Origin of the sequence: Rhodobacter sp. 24-YEA-8, from assembly GCF_900105075.1 — a bacterium.
In the GTDB taxonomy this organism is placed as follows: Bacteria; Pseudomonadota; Alphaproteobacteria; order Rhodobacterales; family Rhodobacteraceae; genus Pseudogemmobacter.
Window position 1 is genome coordinate 3,263,164 of the sequence record NZ_FNSK01000001.1, and the last position, 16,598, is coordinate 3,279,761.

Annotated in this window: 17 protein-coding genes; 9 read left to right on the forward strand and 8 right to left on the reverse strand. The window is 63.9% G+C overall.

Going from position 1 to position 16,598, the window contains the following annotated elements:
• The first annotated feature begins 974 nt into the window (after window positions 1-974).
• Genes ccoG through ccoS form a run of 4 tightly spaced genes read left to right on the forward strand, consistent with a single transcriptional unit; the run spans window position 975 to window position 5,351 of the window.
• Window positions 975-2,411 carry a cytochrome c oxidase accessory protein CcoG gene (gene ccoG / locus BLW25_RS15705; protein WP_253188505.1) on the forward strand — a complete coding sequence of 479 codons (1,437 nt, stop codon included), beginning with the start codon at window positions 975-977 and terminating at the stop codon, window positions 2,409-2,411.
• Window positions 2,408-2,959, forward strand: a complete 552-nt coding sequence (locus BLW25_RS15710) for a FixH family protein (protein WP_253188506.1) — start codon at window positions 2,408-2,410, stop codon at window positions 2,957-2,959. Before ccoG ends, BLW25_RS15710 begins: the two co-directional genes overlap by 4 nt.
• A gap of 16 nt (window positions 2,960-2,975) precedes the next feature.
• Window positions 2,976-5,180, forward strand: coding sequence for a heavy metal translocating P-type ATPase (locus tag BLW25_RS15715; RefSeq protein ID WP_092900743.1), 2,205 nt, complete (start codon window positions 2,976-2,978; stop codon window positions 5,178-5,180).
• Window positions 5,181-5,189: 9 nt separating this feature from the next.
• Entirely contained in the window at window positions 5,190-5,351 is a 162-nt protein-coding gene (ccoS, locus tag BLW25_RS15720) for a cbb3-type cytochrome oxidase assembly protein CcoS (protein ID WP_092900746.1), read from the forward strand.
• Window positions 5,352-5,612: 261 nt separating this feature from the next.
• Here the strand turns inward: ccoS and BLW25_RS15725 are convergent, their stop codons facing one another.
• A complete protein-coding gene (locus BLW25_RS15725) occupies window positions 5,613-7,664 on the reverse strand; it encodes a D-alanyl-D-alanine carboxypeptidase family protein (protein ID WP_290438701.1) in 2,052 nt (683 codons plus the stop codon).
• Between the two features lie 183 nt (window positions 7,665-7,847).
• Complete coding sequence (locus tag BLW25_RS15730) at window positions 7,848-8,555, reverse strand: HAD family hydrolase (protein ID WP_092900748.1); 708 nt, start codon at window positions 8,553-8,555, stop codon at window positions 7,848-7,850.
• 150 nt (window positions 8,556-8,705) lie between these two features.
• Between BLW25_RS15730 and clpS the strand changes: the two genes are divergently transcribed.
• From clpS to BLW25_RS15745, 3 genes are read left to right on the forward strand one after another with little or no spacing between them, the layout of a single operon-like run.
• Window positions 8,706-9,074: an ATP-dependent Clp protease adapter ClpS gene (gene clpS / locus BLW25_RS15735; RefSeq protein WP_249496036.1), complete on the forward strand. Its 369-nt coding sequence runs from the start codon at window positions 8,706-8,708 to the stop codon at window positions 9,072-9,074.
• Window positions 9,075-9,110: 36 nt separating this feature from the next.
• Entirely contained in the window at window positions 9,111-10,097 is a 987-nt protein-coding gene (locus BLW25_RS15740; protein WP_092900751.1) for a class I SAM-dependent methyltransferase, read from the forward strand.
• A gap of 26 nt (window positions 10,098-10,123) precedes the next feature.
• Window positions 10,124-10,936, forward strand: a complete 813-nt coding sequence (locus tag BLW25_RS15745; RefSeq protein ID WP_092900754.1) for an SDR family NAD(P)-dependent oxidoreductase — start codon at window positions 10,124-10,126, stop codon at window positions 10,934-10,936.
• Between the two features lie 25 nt (window positions 10,937-10,961).
• On the opposite strand, the gene gph is transcribed toward BLW25_RS15745, so the two are convergent.
• From gph to BLW25_RS15770, 5 genes are all read right to left on the reverse strand, one after another.
• Window positions 10,962-11,618: a phosphoglycolate phosphatase gene (gene gph, locus BLW25_RS15750; protein ID WP_092900756.1), complete on the reverse strand. Its 657-nt coding sequence runs from the start codon at window positions 11,616-11,618 to the stop codon at window positions 10,962-10,964.
• Complete coding sequence (gene rpe / locus BLW25_RS15755) at window positions 11,615-12,307, reverse strand: ribulose-phosphate 3-epimerase (RefSeq protein ID WP_092900759.1); 693 nt, start codon at window positions 12,305-12,307, stop codon at window positions 11,615-11,617. The genes gph and rpe overlap by 4 nt, the downstream gene beginning before the upstream one ends.
• A gap of 92 nt (window positions 12,308-12,399) precedes the next feature.
• Window positions 12,400-12,975, reverse strand: coding sequence for a Smr/MutS family protein (locus BLW25_RS15760; RefSeq protein WP_092900762.1), 576 nt, complete (start codon window positions 12,973-12,975; stop codon window positions 12,400-12,402).
• A 3-nt stretch (window positions 12,976-12,978) separates the two neighbouring features.
• Complete coding sequence (locus tag BLW25_RS15765; RefSeq protein ID WP_253188560.1) at window positions 12,979-14,007, reverse strand: murein transglycosylase A; 1,029 nt, start codon at window positions 14,005-14,007, stop codon at window positions 12,979-12,981.
• Between the two features lie 15 nt (window positions 14,008-14,022).
• Window positions 14,023-14,682, reverse strand: coding sequence for a Tim44/TimA family putative adaptor protein (locus tag BLW25_RS15770; protein ID WP_092900768.1), 660 nt, complete (start codon window positions 14,680-14,682; stop codon window positions 14,023-14,025).
• 152 nt (window positions 14,683-14,834) lie between these two features.
• Here BLW25_RS15770 and BLW25_RS15775 point away from each other — a divergent pair, with 152 nt between their 5' ends.
• A complete protein-coding gene (locus BLW25_RS15775; RefSeq protein ID WP_092900771.1) occupies window positions 14,835-15,371 on the forward strand; it encodes an FxsA family protein in 537 nt (178 codons plus the stop codon).
• A 176-nt stretch (window positions 15,372-15,547) separates the two neighbouring features.
• Window positions 15,548-16,048, forward strand: coding sequence for a protein-export chaperone SecB (secB, locus tag BLW25_RS15780; RefSeq protein ID WP_092900774.1), 501 nt, complete (start codon window positions 15,548-15,550; stop codon window positions 16,046-16,048).
• Window positions 16,049-16,125: 77 nt separating this feature from the next.
• Here the strand turns inward: secB and rlmH are convergent, their stop codons facing one another.
• Window positions 16,126-16,596: a 23S rRNA (pseudouridine(1915)-N(3))-methyltransferase RlmH gene (rlmH, locus tag BLW25_RS15785; RefSeq protein ID WP_092900777.1), complete on the reverse strand. Its 471-nt coding sequence runs from the start codon at window positions 16,594-16,596 to the stop codon at window positions 16,126-16,128.
• Between the last annotated feature and the right edge of the window lie 2 nt (window positions 16,597-16,598).

Consider the following 16,598-nt stretch of genomic DNA (forward strand, 5'->3'; position numbering starts at 1 on the left):
CACCGCGACCTGATCGCCAGGCCGGGCGTCACGGACCAGAATATTCCGCTGAAGGGCCGGAACCCCGGCATCGGCCACACCAGGGCGCTGATCTGAGGCAACTGGTTGGCCAGGCCTTACGTGAAAGGGGGCGCGGCTGCGTCAGACCTCGCGCAGGCTGATCACCTGCAAGGAAAAGATCACCTCTGACCAGGAGTGCCACAAGATCGAACGCCGGCCGGAGCGTGAGACCGGAGCGCATCCAGAGGGTTGATCTGCGACTGCGGTCCGCCTCGGATGGTGACGCCGCCAGATGCCCGTTCGGCTTTGGTGGAGAGGCAGGCGCATTATCACGGCAAGCCCGCAGCTCAGCACTTCTATATCGGAAATATCGGCGGACTCTGGGGGTTATTGTCATGTCGCGGATGCAGAGGATCTGGCTCTAGAGATTTTGCCCGGGGTATCTGTCCGCGCCGGTTCCCGAAGGTAACAACGGCCTCGCTGCTGGCCGTTCTCTTTGTGGCCAGGTCCGTTTCCGGTCGGGCCAGCCGGTCTCGATGGTCTTTGCCGGTGAGCGCCGGGTGATCACCACGGGTGAATTTGAGGCGATTTTCGCCGGTCGCGGGCGATGAGAGCTGGAATGCACAATTGTAAGCGAACGGCCTGACCGAGCCCCGCATCTGGGATTGATCCAGGTCAAGGCCCTGACGAGGCGCTTTTGGCACTAAGAAACTGCCCCGCCTTTTCGAACCCCATCGGAGGCGGCGGGGGGCGACCCTGGCCCAACCCTTCCTGTTCGCGCGTTCCGGGGTTTGGTCAGGGTCGGGATCCGGGCCGCAAACGCTGACCCTTGCGGTCACGGCTGCGGCATTTGCGCACTGCGGCACCGCACAGGATCAAACTTGAATCGCCCATGGAATATTTGACGCATGTCAAAGCCGGATCGCTGCCGGTCTGCGATACCAAACTGCAACAGCCGATTCCGGAGCGAGTCCGTGTCCATACCAGAAGCCAGCCCGCCGAGCCTTTATGCGGCGCGTGAGCCGATCTTTCCCCGCCGCGTCAAAGGCCATTTTCGCACGGCGAAATGGTGGATCATGGCGATTACGCTGGGCATTTATTACATCACGCCCTGGATTCGCTGGGATCGGGGGCCGAACCTGCCCGACCAGGCGGTGCTGGTAGATCTGGCCAATCGCCGCTTTTTCTTTTTCATGATCGAAATCTGGCCGCATGAATTCTATTTCGTTGCGGGTCTTTTGATCATGGCGGGGCTGGGGCTGTTTCTCTTCACCTCGGCCGCCGGGCGGGTCTGGTGTGGCTATGCCTGCCCGCAAACCGTCTGGACCGATCTCTTCATCCTGGTCGAGCGATGGATCGAGGGGGACCGCAATGCCCGTATCCGCCTGCACCGGAGCAAATGGACCGCAGAGAAGATCCGCAAAAGCGCGGTGAAATGGACGGCATGGTTCCTGATCGGGCTTGCAACCGGCGGTGCCTGGATCTTCTACTTCACCGATGCGCCGACTTTGCTGCGTGACCTGGTGACGCTCAGCGCCAGCCCCGTCGCCTGGATCACCATGCTGACGCTGACCATGACCACCTTCGTCTTCGGTGGGTTCATGCGCGAACAGGTCTGCATCTATATGTGCCCCTGGCCCCGGATTCAGGCCGCGATGATGGATGAAGAGACCATCACCATCGCCTATCGTGACTGGCGCGGCGAGCCGCGCGGCAAGCCAGGTGCCGACAAGGGCGACTGCATCGACTGCATGGCCTGCGTCAATGTCTGCCCGATGGGGATCGACATCCGTGACGGTCAGCAGCTGGCCTGTATCACCTGCGGGCTGTGCATCGACGCCTGCAATGACATGATGGACAAGATCGGCAAGCCGCGCGGGCTGATCGACTATCTCGCGCTGACCGACGAGGCGCGCGAGCGCAGGGGTGAGCCTGCTGTTCCGGCCTGGAAACATGTTCTGCGCCCGCGCACGATCCTTTACACCCTGCTCTGGGCCGGGGTCGGGGCGGCGCTGGTGGCGGCTTTGTTCCTGCGCAGCCCGATTGATGTCAACGTCACTCCGGTGCGCAATCCGACCTTTGTGACGCTTTCGGACGGCACGATCCGCAACACCTACGAGATCCGTCTGCGCAATATGGAAGGCGAGGCTCGCTGGTTCTCCTTCTCTGTCGAAGATCCGGCGCTGGCTTTGTCGGTCGAAGGCGGCACAGGGGGTCGGATCGAGGTTCCGGCCAATGAAACCGCGCATGTGCGGCTTTACGTTACGGCGGCACCCGGGACGGTGGCAGCCAGAGCGCAACGCAGCGATATCCGGCTCTGGATCGAGGGCGAACCGGTGCCCGGCGTCAAAGATACCACCGATCTTGTGTCGAAAGACACGGTCTTCAACGGCAAAGGCGATCAACCATGAGCAACTTCCAGCTTCCGGGCTTTCAGCCGATGTTTCTTCTGTTTGTCCCGCTGGTTCTGGTGGTGATCGGCTTTGGCCTCTGGTTCCGGCGCGGCAAGCTGACAGGGGGGAAAGTGCTGTTCGCGGTGCTGTCCTTCTTTGGGATCATCACGGCGGTAAATGTCTTCATGGCGTTCAAGGCGGTGTCGACCTTTCCGGGGCTCGAGGTGCAAAGCTCTTACGTTGCGGGCCGGGGATTCGACGGGCGTCGCGAGGCGCAGGAGGCGCTTGGCTGGGGGATCGAGCAGGTTTACGAGCCGGGCCGGATGTCCCTGACGATCACCGATGCCAGCGGCCAGCCGGTCGAGGCGCGCGCGCTTGAAGCGCTGATCGGCCGCGTGACCATCGCGAGGGATGACCAGAGCCCCGATTTCCGCTGGACCGGGAAAGGCTATGAGGCGGCGGTCGACCTTGGTTCGGGCGAATGGATGATGAAGGTGCAGGCCATCGCGCAGGATGGCACGCCTTTCGAACGCCGGCTGGATTTCGCCGTGGCACCAAAGAGCTGAGGTCAGAATCATGAGCATGACGGCCAGCGATCTGAACCGGATGTCTGATAGTCCCGGCGGCATTTCGGCCTGCCCGGCCTGTGTCGTCGCCCCCGCTGCCGCCGATCTGGCGCGGGTGGTGAAGGATGCGCGGATCGTGCTGTCGCTGCCCGCAGCGCATTGTGCGGACTGTATCTCGACAGTGGAAAAGGCGCTGCAGGCGGTGCCGGGTGTGCGCTCGGCACGGCTCAATCTGACGCTGAAACGGGTTTCGGTCGATGCCGGGCCAGAGATCACGCCCGCCGACCTGGTTCAGGTACTGGATCGCGCCGGCTATGAGGCGCATGAGCTGGATCCGGGGCTTTTGTCGGTGACCGAGACCGATCGCCAGGGCCGCGATCTTCTGATGCGGATGGGTGTCGCCTTCTTTTCCATGATGAATGTCATGCTTTTGTCGGTGGCGGTCTGGTCCGGCGCCGATGGGGCGACGCGCGACATGTTCCACTGGATTTCCGGCGCCATCGCGCTGCCGACAGTGGTGTTTTCCGCGCAGCCGTTTTTCAGGGGCGCCTGGCGCTCGGTGAAGGCGGGGCGGCTCGGGATGGATTTCCCGATCAGCCTCGCGATTGTGCTGGCCTGTTTCATCTCGATATTCGAGACCATCAATTCCGGGCCGCATGCCTATTTCGATGCCGCAGTGATGCTGACCTTCTTCCTGTTGATCGGGCGCTATCTCGATCACCGCACCCGGGCGATTGCGCGTTCTGCCGCGCAGGAACTGGCCGCGCTGGAAGTGCCGCGCGCCATCGTGCTGACGGAGGGCGCCGAACTGGTCAAACCGATCAGCGAGGTCGCGGTCGGTGATCTGGTCCTCGTGCGCCCAGGCGGGCGGATGCCGGTTGATGGCGTGGTGACTGCCGGCGCCTCCGAGATCGACCGCAGCCTTCTGACGGGAGAGACACTGCCGGTCGCAGCCCTTCCCGGCGCGCAGGTCTCGGCGGGAGAGGTCAATCTGACCGGCCCGCTGACTTTGCGCGTCACGGCGGCGGGCAAGGACAGTTCGCTGCATCAGATGGCCGATCTGGTCGCGGTGGCCGAGGCGGCAAAGACCCGCTACACCTCTCTGGCCGAACGCGCGGCGCATGCCTATTCGTCGATCGTGCATGTGCTGGCAGCTGCGGCCTTTGCCGGCTGGCTGATCTGGACCGGTGGCGATTTCCGTCTGTCGGTCAATATCATGGCGGCGGTGCTGATCATCACCTGCCCCTGTGCGCTTGGCCTCGCCGTTCCGGCGGTGCTGACCTCTGCTAGCGGAAAGCTCTTCCGCAAGGGGATGCTGATCAAGGACGGCACCGCGCTGGAGCGGATGTCACAGGTGGATACGGTGGTGTTCGACAAGACCGGCACGCTGACCATGGGCCAGCCGCTGGTGACGAATCTCGACGATCACCCGCTGCCCGCACGCGAGGTGGCGCTGGCACTGGCGGCGGCCTCGTCGCATCCGCTGGCCATGGCGCTTGCCGGTGCGGCGCGCGCCGCAGGCATACGCCCTGCCCGGGTTGAGGAAATCCGCGAGATGCCCGGCTATGGGATCGAAGGCTGCTGGAAAGGTATGCGCGTCCGTCTTGGCCGCGCCGAATGGTGCGGCGCAGACGCGGGCAGTGAGACCGCAACCTGGCTTTCCACCGGCGAGGGCGCGCCGCGTGCCTTCACCTTCTCCGACCGGCTGCGCCCTGGCGTTGCCGATCTGATGACCGCGCTGAAGGCAGGGGGGCAGCGGGTGATCCTTTTGTCGGGGGACAATGCGGCGGCGGTGTCGTCACTGGCGGCAGAGCTTGGCATTGACGACTGGTCGGCAGGGGTATTGCCATCTGAGAAAGCCGCGCGGATCCGGGATCTGCGGGCCGGGGGCGCCCGGGTCCTGATGGTCGGGGACGGGCTGAACGATACGGCGGCGCTGGCCGAGGCCTATGTCTCGATCTCGCCCGCCTCGGCGCTGGATGCGGCGCGGGTGGCCTCGGATATCGTGCTTCTGGGCCAGAATATCGCACCTATCGCCGATGCCATCCGCATTTCGCGTCAGGCCTCGAAGCGGATCGTCGGGAATTTCAGGATTTCCGCCGGGTATAATATCGTGGCAGTGCCGCTGGCGCTTTTCGGCCTCGCAACCCCCCTTGCGGCGGCGCTGGCAATGTCGCTGTCTTCGATTACGGTCTCGCTTAATGCCCTGCGTCTGAAATAGGGAGCGCTTATGGAAATCCTTGGCATCCTGATCCCGGTCTCGCTGTTTATGGGGGGCATTGGCCTTCTTGCCTTCATCTGGGCCATGCGGTCACGGCAGTTTGACGACCCCGAAGGCGATGCCAGCCGTATCCTGACGAAAGACTGGGACGACAAGCCGCGCCCGGATTGAGTGGGATTTCCTGACTTCGCGACCGTCTCACATGGGCGCAGGATGGCGCTGAGTGACGTGAGGGGGCACCGGATGCGACATATCCTGTCTGCAATGGCTGCGGCCCTGGTTCCGGGGCCGGTCCTGGCCTGTCAGATTACCCATGTTCCGACGCCGGAAAGCGCGGCTGCGGCGGAGTGACGGGGCAGGGGGAACGAAAAAGGCTCCGGGATCTGATCCCGGAGCCTTTTGCATTCAGTCAAACCTGTCAGCCGGAGACGCTCAGGCCGGCCCCATCGTCTCGCAGGCGGTGCCGCGTGCGCGCAGCCGGCGGCAGGCAAGGTCAGCCTGGTCTTCGGTGAGGCCCAGGAAGGAGGCACGGTATTTTCCACCCTTCTGCGTGACCTTGCGCAGCCCCTGGTCGAGCGTGGCGCTTTCGGTCAAGCCGGTGCGCAAAAGCGCGCGTTCGGCCTCGTAATGCGAATTATAGGCGCCGACCGCGACACCAAAACCGCGCCCGCCCGAGGTCGATTTCGACACGACGACCAGCTCTTCAGCCGGAGCTTCGGGCACGGGCTCTGCCGCCGCCATGCGGACGGGTTCAAAGATCGGCGCGCGACGGGTCGGGGCCTCGGGATCGGTGACCATGGTTCGCGCATCCGCCGCCACGGTTTCCACGGCTGTCAGCGCGCCCTCATATCCCGACGGCGCAGGGAGTTCGGACACCACTTCGGGCGCGACATCGCTGACCCCGGCAAGCCGGATCTCTTCAGCAGCCGGTTCGGCGGCCGGTGCGACAAGCTCATAGACCGGAGCGGGTGCAGGGGCGACTTCAGCCAGCAGCGTTTCAGGTGCAGCATCGGGCACAACCGCAGCCCGCGTCACATGTTCAGGGCGGGGCATCGGCCGCAGCCCGGCCAGAGCCACATCCTGCGCGGCGGGGGCAACGGCCTCGGGCGCCGGGGTTTCTGCCGGGGCGCCACCCGCGGCCAGTGCCGCAGCCTGGGCCTCAAGGCTGCCCGGAGCGGGGGCTGGTGCCACCGCAGCCATTGCCACAGCCGGCGCCTCTTCGGCGACCGGTGTCGCAGCTGCCGCGACGGCCAGCGCCGCCTCGACCGCTTGCGGGTCAACCGTTTCGGATGCGCCCCCGGATGCGGCTGCAAGTTCGACGGCCTGCGCCTCAAGCGTGCCGGGCGGCGGCGGAACGGCGGTGGCTTCGGCCAAAGCCGATTCGACGCCTTCTGCAATGGCCGCCGAAAGCGCATCCGGCACCACGACCGGCGCCGCCTCGGCGATCAGTGCCTCGGGGGCACCTCCCCGGGTGGGCCGGGCTTTCGGGCGCGGCGAGCTGGTCATCGCGCCAGACACGCGCAGCGTCTTGGCGGCGCCACCGGGCACATTCGGCGTGTCGATGGCCGCCGGGCTGTTATCGGCAAGCAGGTCGGCGGCAACGGCATCGCCGCCCTGGATACCGGCGGCCGCCGGCCGCTTTTCACGCACGCCATTCTTCGCGAGGTTAAAGCCCTTGTTCATCAGTTCGACCATCTTGGCGTTGCGCTGTGCGGTCGATGTGCCGCCAAAGACAGTGGCAATGATGCGCTTGTCGCCACGCTTGGCCGATGCGGTCAGGTTGAACCCGGCGGGCACGGTATAGCCGGTCTTGATGCCATCCGCGCCTTCATAGCCATCGAGGAACCTGCTGTTGGTGTTCACCACCTTGGCGATGCCGGCATCAGCTGTGCGGCGCGAGAAGATGTTGTAGAATTGCGGGAAGTCGTAAAACAGGTGCCGCCCGAGCAGGTTCATATCGCGCGCGGTCGAAAGATGGCCCGTCGCGGTCAGCCCATTGGCGTTTTTGAAAGTGGTGTTCTTCATCCCGAGCGCGCGGGCGGTGCGGGTCATGCGGCTTGCGAAAGCCGCCTCATTGCCGCCGATATGATCGCCAAGCGCCGAAGCCGCATCATTGGCGGATTTGATCGCGGCGGCGCGGATCAGGTAGCGTACTTTGATCTGCTGCCCGGCCTTGAGCCCCAGCCGTGAGGGCGGCTGCGCGGCGGCATGTTTCGTCACGGTGACCACGGTATCAAGCGACAGGCGCCCGGCCTGGATCTCCTGGAAGGTGATGTAGAGCGTCATCATCTTGGTCAGCGAGGCGGGATGCAGCCGTGTATCCGCATTCTGCGACCAGAGCTCCTCGCCGGTGCGCGCATCCATGATGATCGCAGCAAAGGGTGCAGCATGGGCCGGAGTCGGCGCCAGCGCAGGAAGAATCAGCGCAAAAAGCGCAATGAATAGCGTGATGCTGCGGATAAACCGCCCGATAAGCGATGCCACGTCGCCGATCCTTTGCCTGTTTCGGACCCCGGTTTTTATGGGATCTCACTTCTGCCTGACAGACAGGCTAGCACAGGTCACCCTGGTGGAAAACCCGGAAATTTCAAGGGGTTTTCGTGGAAATTTCACCTGATGCAGCTATGTTTCACCCGCCATATCCAGGGTGAATGGCCGCAAACATCGCTATTTCCTGGGGGCCTGGCAGAGGTCTTGCAGCAATCCGGGCAGGAAAGACAGGTCCGCAAGGTGACGGTAGCGGGGGTTTTCCACCGGTTCATCGGCGGATTCCAGCTCCCAGGCGGGTCCGTTGGGCACATGCACACCCCAGGCGCCCGCCTCCAGCGGTGCCACCACATCCGAACGCATCGAATTGCCTGTCATCAGCGCGCGCGATGCCCCCTCGCCATGGCGTGCAAAGATCTTCTGGTACATGTCGGGCGTCTTTTCCGAAACGATCTCGACCGCGTCGAAATGATCACCAAGCCCGGACTGCGCCAGTTTGCGCTCCTGATGCAAAAGATCGCCCTTGGTGATCAGGATCAGCCGATACTGCCCTGCCAGCGCCTCGACCGTTTCACGGGCATGGGGGATCAGTTCGACCGGATGATCCAGCATCGCACGCCCGGCGCCCAGCAGTTCCGCGATCACCGAGGCCGGCACACGCCCCTCGGTCACCTCGATCGCGGTTTCGATCATCGACAGGGTAAAGCCCTTCACCCCATAGCCATAGGCGCCGATATTGCGCTTCTCCGCCGCGAGCAGCCGCTCATGCAGCTGATGCGGGTCGCTGTAGTCGTGCAGGAGATCGGTGAAATATTCCTGGGTGAGGCGGAAAAACGCCTCATTCTGCCACAGCGTATCATCCGCATCAAAGCCGATGGAGGTGATCATCTGGCGGTTCCCCGGTGTTGTTGTGACACGGGCGTTGATGCATCAATGCGATCTTAACACTCTCGTGGCTCTTTTCGTGGTGAGAAAAGCGATTATATTCCTGTCAGATTCAAGACAATGCGAATCCTTTCAGCAGCCGGAGAACCCGATTTGGCCTATAACCCGTTTACCCTGTCTGACCGCGAAAATGGTCCGGGCGCCGGTGGGTCGGGTGGCGCGCCGGGCGAGGAGACATCGCTTCTCGCCAAGCCCAAGCCGAAGACACAGCGTCCGCCGCTTTATAAGGTCCTGCTGCTGAACGATGACTACACACCGATGGAATTTGTGGTCCATATTCTGGAACGCTTCTTCGGGATGAATCATGCCCAGGCCTTTGATATCATGCTGATGGTTCATAAAAAGGGTCTTGCCGTGGTCGGCGTGTTCTCGTTCGAGGTGGCCGAGACCAAGGTCGCCCAGGTGATGGATTTCGCCCGTCGTCACCAGCATCCGCTTCAATGCACGATGGAAAAAGAGTAAGGCGGGCAAAACTGGCCCTCGCGTTACAGGCGGAACATGCGTGCATCCCGGATAGAGCTGGCCCTGGAACAGGGCCTTTTTGTGCTTCCTTCAGAAGGCAGGATTGCCGTTTATCGTCCGCAGGAAGGCGATGACTTCTCTGCCCTTCCGAAAGATCGTACCACCGTGCTGACGGGCTTTCGTCCCGACCGCGACCATTTCGCGGCGCGCGGTTACGCGGTCGAAGGCGAGGGGCCCTGGGCGGCTGCGCTTGTCTGTGTGCCGCGCGCGCGCGAATATGCACGTGCACTTCTGGCGGAGGCGGCAGCAGCGGTCAGCCCGGGCGGGCAGGTGCTGGTAGACGGGCAAAAGACCGATGGTATCGAGACCGCGCTGAAGGATCTGAAGCCGCTCGTCGCGCTGTCGGGCCCGATTTCCAAAGCGCATGGTCGTATAGCGGCCTTCCCCGCCGGGCCGGAACTGGCAGCATGGGCCGCCCGCCCGCGCGAGATCGGGGGCGGTTTCATCACCCGGCCGGGAGTTTTCTCCGCTGATGGGCCGGATCCTGGATCGGTGCTGCTGGCACAGTCGCTGCCCGAAAAGCTCGGCTCGAAAGTGGTCGATCTGGGTGCGGGCTGGGGCTATCTGTCGCAAACGATCCTTGCGCGGGCCAGCGTCAAAAGGCTCGATCTGGTCGAGGCCGAAGCGGTTTCGCTGGACTGTGCGCGCGAGAATATCCAGGACGCGCGCGCCCGGTTCCATTGGGCAGATGCGCTGAATTTCCGCCCGGAAAGCCTTGTCGAGACCGTGGTGATGAACCCGCCCTTCCATATCGGCCGCAGCTCTGACCCAAGGCTGGGGCTGGCCTTCATCCAGGCGGCGCGGAAGATGCTGGCGCCGGATGGGGCGCTCTGGATGGTCGCCAACCGCCATCTGCCCTATGATGAGGCGCTGACCACCCATTTCCTGGAATATGAGACGGTCGCGCAGACCAATGCGTTCCGCGTGACCCGCGCCATCAAGCCGCGCCGCCCGACCCGCTAAGCGCCGCCAGAACCCCGAGGCCCAGCATGTCCTTTTCGCTTTCCGGCAAGACCGCCATTGTTACCGGCGCCGCCAGCGGCCTCGGTCTCGCCATCGCGCGCCATCTGATCCACAAGGGCGTGCGGGTCATGCTGGCCGATGCGGATGAGGTGCGGCTGATCGCCGAGATGGGCGAGGCAGCCCAGGACGAGAGCTCGGTGCGGCTGTTCCCCGGCGATCTGACGAAAAAACTGACGCTGGTGAACCTGGTCTCGGCCACAATCGAGGCTTTTGAGCGGATCGACATTCTGGTCAATGCCGCGCGCCGCTGCCAGATCTCAGACGTGCTGAACCCTGAGGCGGATTATGTCGAGACGCTCTGGCAGCAGAATGTGGTTGCGACGCTGCGGCTCAGCCAGCTGGTGGCGAAACGGATGATCCAGGCCGCGGCCGGCAGCGAGCCGGATGAATATGGCGCTGTCGGTTCGATCATCAATTTCTCATCGGTGGCGGCGGTCCGGGTCCAGCCCGAATTGCTGGGCTATTCCATGGCCTCGGCGGCGGTGGAGCAGATGACGCGGACGCTCGCCGTGGCGCTGGCGCCGAAAGGGATACGGGTCAATGCGGTCTCGATCGGCTCGGTGATGAGCGCAAGCCTGCAACTGGCACTGAAAGAAGTGCCCGCGCTGCGGGAACGGATCGAGAGCGGCACGCCCCTTGGCCGGATCGCGGCACCCGACGAACTGGTCGAGACGATCCAGTATCTCGCCTCGGATGCGTCACGCTTTGTCACTGGTCAGGTGCTGGTGGTGGATGGCGGGCGCGGGCTGCTGGATGCAGTGGCCGCGCCTGCGTTTTAACGCCTGCGTCCCGGGGCGCCGGGCTTCAGCCCTGTTCGGCCACGAGCCAGGGCAGTTCCGAAAAATCCGAAAACCGCGCTGTCTGCGGCATCTCTTCGGCCGGCGATTTGCGGTAGCCTTCGGTGAAGAGGAGGAAAGGCAGACCGGCTGCGACCGCGGTATCGGCATCGACTTCGCTGTCGCCGACATAGAGTGCCGTCCCGCCGCCCAGTTCGCTGATGCACAGATGCAGCGGCGCGGGATCCGGCTTCAGCGCGACACGGCCCCCGCCGACGATGGCGGCGAAATAGCCGGTCAGCCCCATCTGGTCGAGGACGATCCGTGCTGCTGTCTCGGGCTTGTTGGTGCAGATGCCAAGCGGGTGGCCAGCGGCCTGCAATGCGTCAAGCGCCGCGATCACTCCGGGATAGATCCGCGTGCGCGCGGTGGGATCGGCCTCATATGCGGCCTCCATCGCGGTAACCAGCCGGGGATGTTGCGCCATGTCAAGGCCCCGGGTCTCCATCGCGCGCCGCACCAGATTGGCGATGCCTTTGCCGATGAAAGAGGTGACCGTAGGGAGGTCGAAAGGCGCCAGGCCCTCGGCCTCGAAAACCTGGTTCAGCGCGGCCCGGAGATCGGGTACGGAATCGATCAGCGTGCCGTCGAGGTCGAAGATTACCGGGGTTGCAGAGGCGGTCATTGGCGGGCCGCCTCGGCCACGGCGCGCAAAGCGCGGATGTTCTCGCCATAAGGTGCGGGGTTTTTCACCGACCCGCCAGAGAAGACCGCCGAACCTGCCACCAGCACATCGGCACCGGCAGCAACGACCAGCGGCGCGGTTTCGGTGGTGACGCCGCCATCGATCTCGATATGGATCGGGCGGTCACCGATTATGGCGCGCAGGCGGCGGATCTTGTCGATCTGCGAAAGGATCAGCTTTTGCCCGCCAAAGCCCGGATTGACCGTCATCACATTGATCAGGTCGATCTGGTCGAGCAGATATTCCACCGATTCAATCCCGGTTGCGGGGTTGAGGCAGATCCCTGCCTTGACGCCGTATCCCCGGATCGCCTGAAGCGAGCGGTGCATATGCGGGCCCGCCTCAAGATGGACCGAGATGAAATCGGCGCCGGCTTTGGCAAAGGATTCGAGATAGGCATCGACCGGCGCGATCATCAGATGGACATCCATCACGCCCTTGATATGCGGACGGATCGCGGCGCAGGTCGCCGGGCCGAAAGTGATATTCGGAACGAAATGCCCGTCCATCACATCGACATGCACCCAATCGGCGCCCTGGGCCTCGATCGCTTCGCATTCAGCGCCGAAATTTGCGAAATCGGCTGAGAGGATCGAAGGGGCGATCTTGATCGCGCGCGAGAAGCTCATGTGCAGGGCCTTTCCGACTGGGATGCGCCTGAAATAGCCGTGATCGGGTCCTGGTGCCAGAGCGGAATGTGGTCAATATCCGCCGCGCGGAGTCAGCCGCGTCGCAGCCAGACGTAAAAGGCGCCGGTGCCACCATGTTTCAGATGCGCCTCGGTCACCTCCTGCACCACTGCCGACAAAGGCGGCAGGCGCAGCCAGTGCGGCACCTGATGGCGCAGCGCGCCGATGGGGCGCGGCACCGGCTCATAGACCTGTTTGCCCTTGCCGGTGATCACCAGCACCAGCCGCTTGCCCGCAGCCTGCGCGCCAAGGAGAAAGGCGATCAGTTCGGGATGCGCCACGGCGAGCGTCATGCCATGAAGGTCGATCCGTGCCTCGGGCGCGATCTTGCCGCGGATCATCTTCTTGTGAAGCCCCGCATCCATCTGCAAAGGCGGCGGCGCGGCGGGCTTTTGCACGGGTACCGCCTTTTCCCCCAGCCGGAAGCGCGGCAGCACCGGCTCACGCGGCGGGAGGGGAAGGGGAAGCGTCTCTTTCGGGACGATGGCCTCCGGCACCAGATCCTCGGGGAGCGCACTGTTCTCAATGCCATGCATCGGGCGCAGGGTCCGCGCCACGGCCTGCCAGAGGTCACGCTCCTCGGGGCGGAGCACCCGTCGCCGTGCCATGGCTCAGTTCCCCCCGGTCAGCGCCCAGGCGCGGTCGATGGGCAAAAGCTGCACCATCCGCCCGCCATCGCGCACGATCCCGGCGGCATCGCCTGCGCGGTCGCCATAGCCGTAGAAAATATCCGCCCGCTGCGCGCCCTTGATCGCGCCGCCGGTATCCTGCGCCACCATCAGCCGGCTGAGGGCGGCCTGGCCCTCTTTCTCGATCCAGACCGGGGCGCCCAGCGGCACGAAAGCCGGATCCACCGCCAGCGAGCGCATCGGCGTGATCGACTTGCCCATCGCACCGATCGGGCCCTTTTCCGGGGTCAGATTGCTGATCTTGCGGAAGAAAATATACGAGGGGTTGTGGTTCAGCAATTCGGCCCCGATGGCCGGATTGCGGCGCACAAAGGCCTGGATGGTCTGGGCCGAGACCTGATGCGCCGCGAACATACCCCGCCGCACCATTTCTTGCCCGACGGAGCGATAGGCATGGCCGTTGCGGCCCGCATAGCCCAGTCGGATCGTCGAGCCATCGGTCATCTTCACCCGGCCCGAGCCCTGGATATGCAGAAAGAACACCTCAACCGGATCATCGATCCAGGCGATCTCCAGCCCGCGCCCGCGCAGAGCCCCGGCTTCAATCTCGGAACGGCTGTAATAGACCATACCGTCCTGCAGATCCGGCGGGCGGCGGTAAAGCGGCCAGGCATAGATGGGCGTGCGGACCGGCGAGCCGTTCAGCTCTGGCTCGTAATAGCCGGTGAACAGCGCCGGTGGCTTGCCGATGATCACCGGGCGGAACAGGAGTTCAAAAAACGCCCGCGCCGAGGCATCGTCTTTCGGCACATCGCCTGCCAGCTTGCAGACCGGCCGCCAGTAAGGTGCATCAAGCTGGTTGCAGGTGACAAGAAACGCCTCGAGCGCCTCAAGCTGCCCGCCCTCGCGCCAGCCGGACAGGGATTCGAACTCCACCATCTCGGCGCGCGCGTCATCCGCGCCCGTCACCGCAGCCAGTCCGACCAGTAATGCGATGACCAGAGGGCGCAGCAGCATGGCATCAGATCAGTCGCCGGTGGCGACCAGCTGCCAGTTCGGATCGTCCGACCCCATTTTGCGGGCAAAGACCCATACATCGCGCTGACGTTTGACGGCCTTGGCGTCGCCTTCGATGACCGTGCCGTCTTTGTCGCGCACCACCGAAGTCAGCTCGCCGACAAAGCGCACGGTCAGTTCGGCAAAGCCGGAAACGCGGTCGAAGGTCGCCTCTTGCAGCGCCATTTCCTTCAGCCCGACGAAATTCGCCTCGACCGTCAGTCCACGCGCCTCGCGGGCCTGGATCACTTCGGTAAAGCTGGCCTCGACCTCGTCACCGAGGAAATCGCGGATCGGGTCGAGATCGCCACGCTCAAAGGCCATAAGGATCATCTCATAGGCCTGACGCGCGCCCGAGAGGAACGGCGTCAGCGCGAAGGAGGGTTCGGCCTTTTTCATGCCCGCAAGGGCCTTTGCGGCATCCGAGCCCTCGGCCACATGATCGGTGATGTCACGGTCAGGTCCGCCCTCGATTACCTCGAAATCGCGTTTCACCGGGGCCTGCGCATCTTCGAGCGGGAGCGGTGGCTTTTCGAAACCGTCGCGGGTTCCCAGCACCGAACGGAGCTTGAGAACCAGGAAAATAGCGACCCCGGCAAGGACCAGGAGCTGGATAAGCATGGAATTCATCGGTCATCCCGCCAAAAAACACTGGCGCCGCCCTGTCGCAATGGCCGGAAGGTGCGGCAAAGGCTTGGGGAGGCGTGATTGATCTCCTATGTAGGTTTTAGCAGGCCGCAAGTAAACCTTGCGACAATGATGCTTTCGACAAGGACCCCAAAATGCCGCGTTTTTTGCTGATTCTGGCCTGGCCACTGATTGAAATCGGTTTGTTTGTGGTTGTCGGGGGCTGGATTGGCCTCTGGGCGACCCTTGCCTGGGTGGTCGGGACGGCGGTTGTCGGCATTGTGATCCTGCGGATGGTGGCGCAGCGCGGCGCCGGGCTTTTGCGCAACGGGCTGAGCGGTGGCCTGAACCGGGGGCTGAGCGGGGCGGCGATGGCGGCCGATGCGCCGGTTACCGGGCTGATGCGGGGGCTTGCAGCCGTCTTGCTGATCCTGCCGGGGTTTCTGACCGATGCGCTTGGTTTGTTGCTTTTGCTGCCACCGGTGCAGGCCCTGGTGAAAGGCGCAGTGCTGGCCCGCGTCAGCGTCATGGGCGCCGGCGCGTTTTCGCAGCATCAGACTGGCGCGGGCAGGGGGCAGGCCGGCACGCAGCAAGGCGATGTGACGGTCGATGGTGAATGGGTCGAAGTACCGCCCGAACATCCCGCAGGTCCTGGCCGCAACCGCCCGTCGCGCTGGACCGAAATCGAATAGCCGCTGCGGGAGCTGAGCCCGGTCCTGGAACCGGAGCTGCCCCATGGGCTGGCCCCGGAGCTTGCCATTGAGCGCGGCCCCCCGCTCTGCTAGGGGAAGGCGGTAGCTTTGACTGGCGCGGCGCGCCCCCGGGCGGGCAAACTGCCTCTGCCCGCGCAAATTCCAGGAGGATTTCGATGGCCGAAGAAACAGGTGCGAACGGGGCTCAGGCTCCGCAGGTCCGGATGCAGGTTCTGGCGCAGTATATCCGCGACATGAGCTTTGAAAATGTCGTGGTGCAAAAGGGCCTCGCCGGCGTCGAAGTGCAGCCCGATGTGCAGGTTGCGGTCAGCCTTGATGCGCGCAAGCGCAGTGTCGAGCACCAGTATGACGTGATCACCAAATTCAAGGTCACCTCGAAGAACAAAACCAATTCCGAAACGCTGTTCCTGCTCGAACTGGAATATGGCGGGACCTTCCTGATCGATGGCGTGCCTGAGGATCAGCTGCATCCGTTCCTGCTGATCGAATGCCCGCGCCTGCTGTTCCCCTTCGTGCGCCGCATCATTTCGGATGTGACCCGCGATGGCGGCTTTCCGCCGCTGAATATCGACAATGTCGACTTCCTGGCACTTTACCGTCAGGAAATCGCGCGCCGCCAGGCCGCGCAGACCGAAGCGCCGCTGGTCACCAACTGATCCGCGCGCAACAGGCGCAGAATATGACAAAGGCGGCAGAGCGATCTGCCGCCTTTCTGCTTCGCCGGAGGGTGCGTTCAGACCCTGTGATAGGGCCCGCCCGCAAGGATTGTTGCCGCACGGTACAGCTGTTCGGCAAGCATCACCCGCACCAGCATATGAGGCCAGACCATCGCACCGAAACTGATCGAGTGATCGGCCCTGGACCTGAGGTCAGGGTGAATACCATCGGCACCGCCGATCACAAAAGCCAGGTCCTGGCGCCCGGCATCGCGCCATTTCGCCAGCAGACCCGCGAAATCCGGCGATGACATCTGCCGCCCGCGTTCATCCAGGGTGCAGATCAGCGCGCCGGCAGGAATCGCGCGTGACAAAAGGGCGGCCTCGGCCTCCATGCCGCCGCCCTTTTTGTCCTCGACCTCAATCTCGGCGGCGGGGCCAAGCGCGAGAGCGCGGCCCTGCTTGCCGAAACGGTCAAGATAATCGTCGATCAGATCGCGTTCGGGCGAGGCACGCAGCCGCCCGACCACGCAAAGATGAACCCGCATGG

Coding starts and splice junctions, on each gene's coding strand:
- rlmH (WP_092900777.1), bottom strand. CDS start 16,596: ATGCGGGTTCATCTTTGCGTGGTCGGGCGGCTGCGTGCCTCGCCCGAA.
- gph (WP_092900756.1), bottom strand. CDS start 11,618: ATGACCGCCTCTGCAACCCCGGTAATCTTCGACCTCGACGGCACGCTG.
- BLW25_RS15740 (WP_092900751.1), top strand. CDS start 9,111: ATGCGTGCATCCCGGATAGAGCTGGCCCTGGAACAGGGCCTTTTTGTG.
- BLW25_RS15715 (WP_092900743.1), top strand. CDS start 2,976: ATGACGGCCAGCGATCTGAACCGGATGTCTGATAGTCCCGGCGGCATT.
- secB (WP_092900774.1), top strand. CDS start 15,548: ATGGCCGAAGAAACAGGTGCGAACGGGGCTCAGGCTCCGCAGGTCCGG.
- rpe (WP_092900759.1), bottom strand. CDS start 12,307: ATGAGCTTCTCGCGCGCGATCAAGATCGCCCCTTCGATCCTCTCAGCC.
- BLW25_RS15770 (WP_092900768.1), bottom strand. CDS start 14,682: ATGAATTCCATGCTTATCCAGCTCCTGGTCCTTGCCGGGGTCGCTATT.
- BLW25_RS15730 (WP_092900748.1), bottom strand. CDS start 8,555: ATGATCACCTCCATCGGCTTTGATGCGGATGATACGCTGTGGCAGAAT.
- BLW25_RS15760 (WP_092900762.1), bottom strand. CDS start 12,975: ATGGCACGGCGACGGGTGCTCCGCCCCGAGGAGCGTGACCTCTGGCAG.
- ccoS (WP_092900746.1), top strand. CDS start 5,190: ATGGAAATCCTTGGCATCCTGATCCCGGTCTCGCTGTTTATGGGGGGC.
- BLW25_RS15745 (WP_092900754.1), top strand. CDS start 10,124: ATGTCCTTTTCGCTTTCCGGCAAGACCGCCATTGTTACCGGCGCCGCC.
- BLW25_RS15775 (WP_092900771.1), top strand. CDS start 14,835: ATGCCGCGTTTTTTGCTGATTCTGGCCTGGCCACTGATTGAAATCGGT.
- BLW25_RS15710 (WP_253188506.1), top strand. CDS start 2,408: ATGAGCAACTTCCAGCTTCCGGGCTTTCAGCCGATGTTTCTTCTGTTT.